Origin of the sequence: Desulfonatronospira sp. (assembly GCA_003563255.1) — a bacterium.
Classification (GTDB): domain Bacteria; phylum Desulfobacterota; class Desulfovibrionia; order Desulfovibrionales; family Desulfonatronovibrionaceae; genus Desulfonatronospira.
Map to the genome: position 1 here is coordinate 1 of PWSL01000155.1, position 6,529 is coordinate 6,529.

The 6,529-nt window shown below is 51.6% G+C and carries 5 protein-coding genes and 1 pseudogene; 2 read left to right on the forward strand and 4 right to left on the reverse strand.

Annotated elements, in window-relative coordinates; genetic code table 11:
- Together QZP87_RS04335 and QZP87_RS04340 are read left to right on the forward strand one after the other, a co-directional pair.
- A pseudogene (locus tag QZP87_RS04335) lies at nucleotides 1-320 on the forward strand (ABC transporter permease); the annotation flags it as partial.
- The gene (locus QZP87_RS04340) at nucleotides 317-1,333 is read left to right on the forward strand and encodes an ABC transporter ATP-binding protein (RefSeq protein WP_291321693.1); all 1,017 of its coding nucleotides are present in this window, start codon (nucleotides 317-319) and stop codon (nucleotides 1,331-1,333) included. The pseudogene QZP87_RS04335 and the gene QZP87_RS04340, both read left to right, overlap by 4 nt.
- A gap of 54 nt (nucleotides 1,334-1,387) precedes the next feature.
- Here the strand turns inward: QZP87_RS04340 and QZP87_RS04345 are convergent, their stop codons facing one another.
- The 4 genes from QZP87_RS04345 to QZP87_RS04360 form a co-directional block, all read right to left on the reverse strand.
- Nucleotides 1,388-3,517 (reverse strand): response regulator, encoded by a 2,130-nt coding sequence (locus QZP87_RS04345; RefSeq protein WP_291321694.1) that lies wholly within the window; start codon nucleotides 3,515-3,517, stop codon nucleotides 1,388-1,390.
- Entirely contained in the window at nucleotides 3,507-4,766 is a 1,260-nt protein-coding gene (locus QZP87_RS04350; RefSeq protein ID WP_291321695.1) for an HDOD domain-containing protein, read from the reverse strand. Before QZP87_RS04350 ends, QZP87_RS04345 begins: the two co-directional genes overlap by 11 nt.
- A gap of 256 nt (nucleotides 4,767-5,022) precedes the next feature.
- Entirely contained in the window at nucleotides 5,023-5,337 is a 315-nt protein-coding gene (locus QZP87_RS04355; RefSeq protein ID WP_291321696.1) for a hypothetical protein, read from the reverse strand.
- Nucleotides 5,338-5,723: 386 nt separating this feature from the next.
- Nucleotides 5,724-6,446, reverse strand: coding sequence for a 4Fe-4S dicluster domain-containing protein (locus QZP87_RS04360; protein ID WP_291321697.1), 723 nt, complete (start codon nucleotides 6,444-6,446; stop codon nucleotides 5,724-5,726).
- Nucleotides 6,447-6,529 lie beyond the last annotated feature (83 nt).

The window sequence follows — 6,529 nt, forward strand, 5'->3', positions numbered from 1 at the left end:
CCCGCTACAGGCGCACGGCCATGACCCTGGGGGCGAACCTGTGGCAGACTTCCCTGTCCATAGCCAGGGAGGCCCGCTACGGGATCCTGGCCGCCATCATAGCCGCCTTCGGCCGGGCCATTGCAGAAATCGGCATTGCCATGATGCTGGGGGGAAATATCAAGGGATTCACCCGGACCATGACCACGGCCATGGCCTTAGAGCACAACAAGGGTGAATTCATACTGGCACTGGGCCTGGGGATTGTTCTTCTATCAATCAGCCTGTTTATGAATATCTTTATGCAGCTGGTGCAGGGACGCTACGGGAGTGCCAGATGAGCCTGTATGTTTTAAGGGATGTCCAGCAGATATTCGAGGGGCGCACTGTCCTGGACCTGCCCGGGCTTGTGCTGGAGGCGGGGCAGAGCTATGCCCTGCTTGGCCCCAACGGTTCCGGCAAAACCACCCTTCTGCATATCCTGGCCATGCTCAATGCTCCGGCAAAGGGCAGGGTCTTTTACAAGGGCCAGGAGATCAACTGGAAGGCCAACTATCTGACCCCCATCCGCAGAGAGCTGGTCCTGGTGGATCAGCACCCCATCATGTTCAGTACTACTGTGGTCAAAAACGTTGAATACGGGCTCAAGGTGCGGAGGATCAATTCCGCAAAGCGCAGGCAGACAGCCATGGAAAGCCTGGAGCGTGTGGGCATGCAGGATTTTGCCCATGGACCGGCTCATCTGCTGTCCGGGGGGGAGACCCAGAGAGTGGCCATCGCCCGGGCCATGGCCTGCTCGCCCCAGGTAATGCTCTTTGATGAGCCTACTGCCAGCGTGGACGTGGAAAACCAGGCAGTAATAGAGAAGATCATCGAGAACATCCGCAAAGAAAGAGGGATAACGGTTATTTTTTCCACGCATAAGCGTCTGGAGGCGTCCAGGCTGGCGGAAAACAAGGTTTTTCTTTTTGAAGGAAAGCTTTCAGGTCCAGGAGGTGAAAACCTTCTGCCGGGCAGCGTAGTCCGGCGCAACGGGCGAAATGTATGCATTCTGCGTGAAAAAGTAGAAATAGAGATGGACAGAGTTCCTGAAGGTCCGTGCAGAGTGCTGGTCAATCCGGAGAAGGTCCGCATCTATTCGATGGATCAGGCCAAAAAGATGTTTTCAGGCGGCCAGATTCCCGGAAAAGTGCTGCAGATGACCGCTGAAGGTGATCATATCCAGGTGCTCATGGATATTGGTTTTCCCATCAGGTCGGTGATGACCAGGCAGGAGGCTGCAGAGTCCGGGATTTTAGTGGGTGACGATGTCATGGTTGCTTTTGATCCAGGGGCTGTTCAGCCGGCTCCCTGACTGGTCCCGGGGACAGCCCCCCCAACCCGTTTCCTGTGAGAATCTCCTGAGCGGCTACAATTCCTGAAAGTAAACGCTCAGGCGCTGCAGTTCCTCTTTCAGGGCTGCGTAATCACTTTGAATGCGCGGCCAGTCCTGCGCCAGGGAGCTTTTCTCCAGGCGACCAGCACAGTCCTGGGCCGGTATGGCGCAAAGGCTGCCAAGGGCACTTTTCAGGGTATGAGCTGAGCGCATCATGTTTTCAGCATCTTTTGCCTTCAGAGCTGCATCCATTTTTATTATATGGGCGGGCTTATCCTGGCTGATAAACCTTTTCAAAAGACTCTGCCAGAACTGAAAATCATTTTTGAAACACTCATTCACCAGTTGCTGGTCTACCGGAGAAGGGGAACCTTCTTCCCGGGTCTGCTCCTGCCTGGCCTGCTGTCTGCAGGCCTGTACGGTCTTTTCTTTTTCAGGTGCACATTTTATAACCTGGGCGATTTTCTGCAATAGAGCTTCGGGTTTAACAGGCTTGGTTACAAGGTGATCCATGCCTGAGCCCAGGATATTCTTGTGCTGCTCTTCCATGGCATAGGCGGTCAGGGCTATCAGGGGCAGGTTCTGGATCTCCCTGATTTTGCGGCCGGCTTCCAGCCCGTCCATGACAGGCATTTGAATGTCCATCAGAGCCAGATCAAGCTCCTGTTCATTTGCAATTTCCAAAGCCTCCCTGCCGTTTTCAGCCTCAAAAACCACATGCCCGGCCTTTTCCAGGAAATGTGAAATATACATTCTATTCAGTTCCTGGTCCTCAGCCAGCAGGATGCGCAGGGACCGGCCCTCCAGGTTTTCCATAGGGCCGGGAGCGGAATCTGCCTGCTGTTCTGCAGCAACAGGCATAAAAATCAGAGTCAGTGTGAAAGTGGACCCTTTTCCTTCTGTGCTGACTACACTTATGTCTCCTTCCATCATCCGGGCAAGGTGCCTGGTTATGGGAAGCCCGAGTCCTGTGCCGCCGTATTTTTTGGCATAACTGCTGTCTGCCTGGGCATAATCCTGAAACAGAGAAGACATGGCGTGTTCAGGTATACCTATGCCGGTGTCCTGTACCCAGAGTTTGATGCTGCACCTGTTTTCGTTGTGAAACAGGGTCTCTGCTCCCAGTTCTACAAAACCTTCCCAGGTAAATTTGATGGCATTGGCAAGCAGGTTGCGAAGCATCTGACCCAGACGGTGAGGGTCGCCGTACAGTTTTTCAGGGACGCCGGGCCTTATATTCAGCTTGAGTTCAAGGTTTTTGGCCTGGGCCAGCACCCTGAACATATTAATATTCTTGCCCAGTTCATGGTGCAAATTGAATTCTTCAGGGGCGAGTTCCAGTTTGCCGGCCTCTATCTTGGCCATATCCAGGCAGTCATTAACAACACTCTGCAGGGCTTCCGCCGAATCCTTGACCATGTTGAGAATGGATAGTTTTTCTTTGTCCTGCTCCATGGGCTTTAAGAGTTCAAGACCTGAAACCACGGAACTAATGGGGGCACGGATTTCATGACTCATGTTGGCCAGAAACTTAGTTTTGGCCCTGGAAGCTTCCTGAGCAGCCTCCTTGGCTGTGAACATTTCTGCATGGGCAATGCTAAGCTGATTGTTTATCTTTTTGATGTGTTGATACAGCTCAAAGTTTTCCAGGAGATGAGCCACTGAATGTAAAACAACACTGGTCAGCATGAGCATACTGTCCAGGAAGTCACTGCTTTTTTGCTCCAGAAAACCCATAAACATGCCCCGTAAGCGACTGCTGGTCTTCAGGGCATGCAGCATTATCTGATCCTGGTTCAAGGCGGTAATGATTACGGGTTTGTTGCGATTTAAGGCCCAGGCAAAGGTTTTATCATCAATAAGAACCTGCATCTCTTCAGCGTAGACATCCCTGTATTCAGGATGTGAACAGTATGCCGGGTAAAATTCATTGGATTCATCCACCAGGTAAAAGCAAAGAGATTTGAACCTGACGAGTTTCTGCAGGCGTTGAGAAGCTTCCATGAGGATCATGTCCGGATCGTCTACCTGATTCAGGCTGGTTTCAAAACTGCTCATGGAGGCGGCCATCTCCAGGGCTTTAATGGACATGCGCTTCTCTTCATTGAGATAAGCAATCTTCTCTTCAAGAAATTTTATGTATTTATCTGGTTCACTCTGCACCGGGGTCTCCCAGAAATATCCTTTCAATTTCGTAAATCTGTCTCTGGGCCAGGGATTTTATTCCGCCCAGGGCAGTCGCTTTCATTTTCAAGTCTTTCCAGGCCCCGGGACTTAAGTCCGGCACAATAATATTGCCGCTTGAGCCGTATCGCAGTGCCTGGGTCAGTATGTCAGCTATATGAATTGCGGCCGGTTCCAGGCTGTTCAGAATTTTTTCCGGCTGGTGATGGTAGCGCACAGGCAGTTCCAGGCTTACGGGAAAATACCACTCCTTCAAGAGTTCTCCACCAAGATGGGCGTGATCAAACCCCAGTATTTCCTTTTCGGCCTGAAAAAGGGGCATTCTGACCTGCCGCGCATAATCCAGTACCGTCCGGGTGGCCTGGGGAGCATGATTAAACAGCACAAGCCTGCCTATATCATGTGTAAGGCCGGCGACGAAGTAGGTTTCCTCGGAGAGACCCTGCTGCTGGTCTGCGATAAGCCTGGCAATGACTCCGCAGGATATGCCGTGCTTCCAGAATGATTTCATATTGACCAGTTTTTCAGGAATGTCCGAAAAATAGCTCACCACTGAGATGCCAAGGGCCAGGGTACATAGTTCGTTGGTGCCCAGAATGGCTACAGCCCTGGTTATGGTATCAATTTTCCGGGGAAATCCGTAAAACGGGCTGTTGACCAGCCGTAAAAGCTTGCTGGACAGACTGGCATCCTTGCTGACCACTTCTGCAATATGAGTGGCTGAACTGCGCGGGGACTGCAAAACAGAATTTATCTGGTGATAGATATCCGGGAAGGATGAAAGCTTAATCTGCTGAGTGATGATATCCCGGGGTGTAAGTGCATACTGCCTGAATTTGAGGGAGTCCCGGAGGGAACTGCCTTGCAGGCTTTGAACGTCTGGCAGTTCCGGAAAATAAGCAACGCTGTTTTGCGCCGCATTGTATACAGCCAGGTTGAAAATATTGCGCATGGCCGGTTTTGAAAGATCTGTTGCCGCAAAATAGGGCAGCAGGCGGCTTCTCGCCTCTTCCAGGGTCTCCCTGCTTATGCTCTCATCCTGAGGAGGCTTTTTCTCGTCTTTATCATCCATTATGTCGGCCTCGACAACCCCCCAGGATTTCAGCACCTGGATATGCTTGGATGTAATTTTTGTGCTGCTGCCCAGCAGAAAACGGCCGCTGGGGGCATAAACGTCTTTTTCCAAAATCATGCCGGGCTTTAGTTCGTCGACGCTTAAAACTCCCAAGGTTTGGCTCCCAAGGCGGGTTTGGCCCGCATTCAGTTAAGTAGTAAGGCCCTAGGCTTTTTCCGTGACCTTGCACGGAAAAAGTGGCCCCTTCAGGGCAAAAGAGACTGCCCACGGAATACACGGAATTTCACGGAATATGCGTTGCTTCGCACCGCTTAAAACTTCCGTGCCTTTCCGTGTGTTCCGTGGGCATAACCTCTTGGCTTTTTTTAAAAATGAAACAACATGTTTGTTCGAAACTTGTGCTTAACGCCTAAAGGATCTTACGTTCTATTTCCTGCGCAGTCTGCTCCTCAAATACCCCCATGTTGTAAACCCTGACCTTGGTGCTGCGGGGGAATTCTTTCTTGAGAAGCGTTTTCAGCAGTTTCTTGAGCTTTTTCAAGGGAACATGCTCAAAACGATCCCGGAAATAGCCGTGTTCAATTATCAGGAAATCATCATGGCCTTTTTTCACCAGGAGCAGGTAGCGGTTGCGTTTGTAGGTGCGCATATCCAGGTAATGACCATGGGGCAGATTTTCCAGACGCTCAAGTATGGCCGGGATGATATTGCTCTTGTCTATCATAGGGTCAGTTATTTATAGCTATAAATAAAAGCCCTTGCAAGCATAGTTCTGGATCACGGGAACTGCGGCGTGCCGGTCAGTCAGGTCAAGGGTGTACATCATGCAAGGCCTGACGGTTCAGGGTTTAAAGGCAGAAGAGGTTTAACCATGAAGGGCATGAAGGGACATGAAGGGAAGAAAAAGAAAAAAGGGGGTATCAATTTTGCCGACCCTGCGATTTTACCAGTATTTGCCATGAAGGCCTGGTTTGGAAGGAATACGGATGGATCGGGCATAAATGAGAAATGCGGAAGATGTCGGCCCCGTCAAGCAGGAAAGCACAGGGAGCGCTTTCCTGCGCGGGGGCCTGGGGGCCGGAATGAAGTTCCGACCCCTTTAGTTATGTATTATACTCTGGGCCTGTTGGACCCGAACAGCCTGGCAAAAGCCTCTTTGCGTGTAAAACGCCTGGGGCCGTGCAGGCTGGCCACTGCAGAGTGGTAGTAGCTGGACGGACGGGTCTGGAAGAGATAGATCACGCGTACAGAATTGGGGTCGCCCAGGACTGCATCGGGATATATCTTTTTTGCTTCAGCCAGTCTCTCTTCGGCCATGGCCTTCATGTCCTCCAGGTCGCCGAAGTGCATGCTGCCGGTGGGACAGGAAAGCACACATGCCGGGAGCATGCCGTTTATGACCCGGTCAAAGCACATGTCGCACTTGGAGATGACTCCTGATGCCTCGTCCTCCCTGGGGATGTCATAGGGGCAGGACTGGCGGATCTCGTCGGGAAACAGGTTTTTGGTCCTGCCGGTGAACATGACCGTACCGGTATCATAGTCCTGCAGGATGGCCTGATCATCGTCCATATCCCCGACCATCTTGCAGGGAGGCGAGATGCAGTGGCGGCATTGATCCGGGAAGAACAGCCAGTCTTTCATCTGCCCGTTTTCCACGAGTTCCTCAAAGCGTACCAGTTTGTAGGTGATAAAGGACAGATCCTCGGGGTTCTGGTAAGAGCCCCAGTTGTGAGTGTCCTCAGCAGGCAGCTTGTGCCATTGTTTGCAGGCCACCTGGCAACCCCGGCAGGCTGTACATTTGGTCAAATCTATAAAAAATCCCTTACCCATAAATCAGACCTCCTTATTTTTTGCGGATGTTGACCATAAAGGTCTTGGTCTCCGGGATAAACGTGTTGGGATCACCCACGGAC

Coding starts and splice junctions, on each gene's coding strand:
- QZP87_RS04340 (WP_291321693.1), top strand. CDS start 317: ATGAGCCTGTATGTTTTAAGGGATGTCCAGCAGATATTCGAGGGGCGC.
- QZP87_RS04355 (WP_291321696.1), bottom strand. CDS start 5,337: ATGATAGACAAGAGCAATATCATCCCGGCCATACTTGAGCGTCTGGAA.
- QZP87_RS04360 (WP_291321697.1), bottom strand. CDS start 6,446: ATGGGTAAGGGATTTTTTATAGATTTGACCAAATGTACAGCCTGCCGG.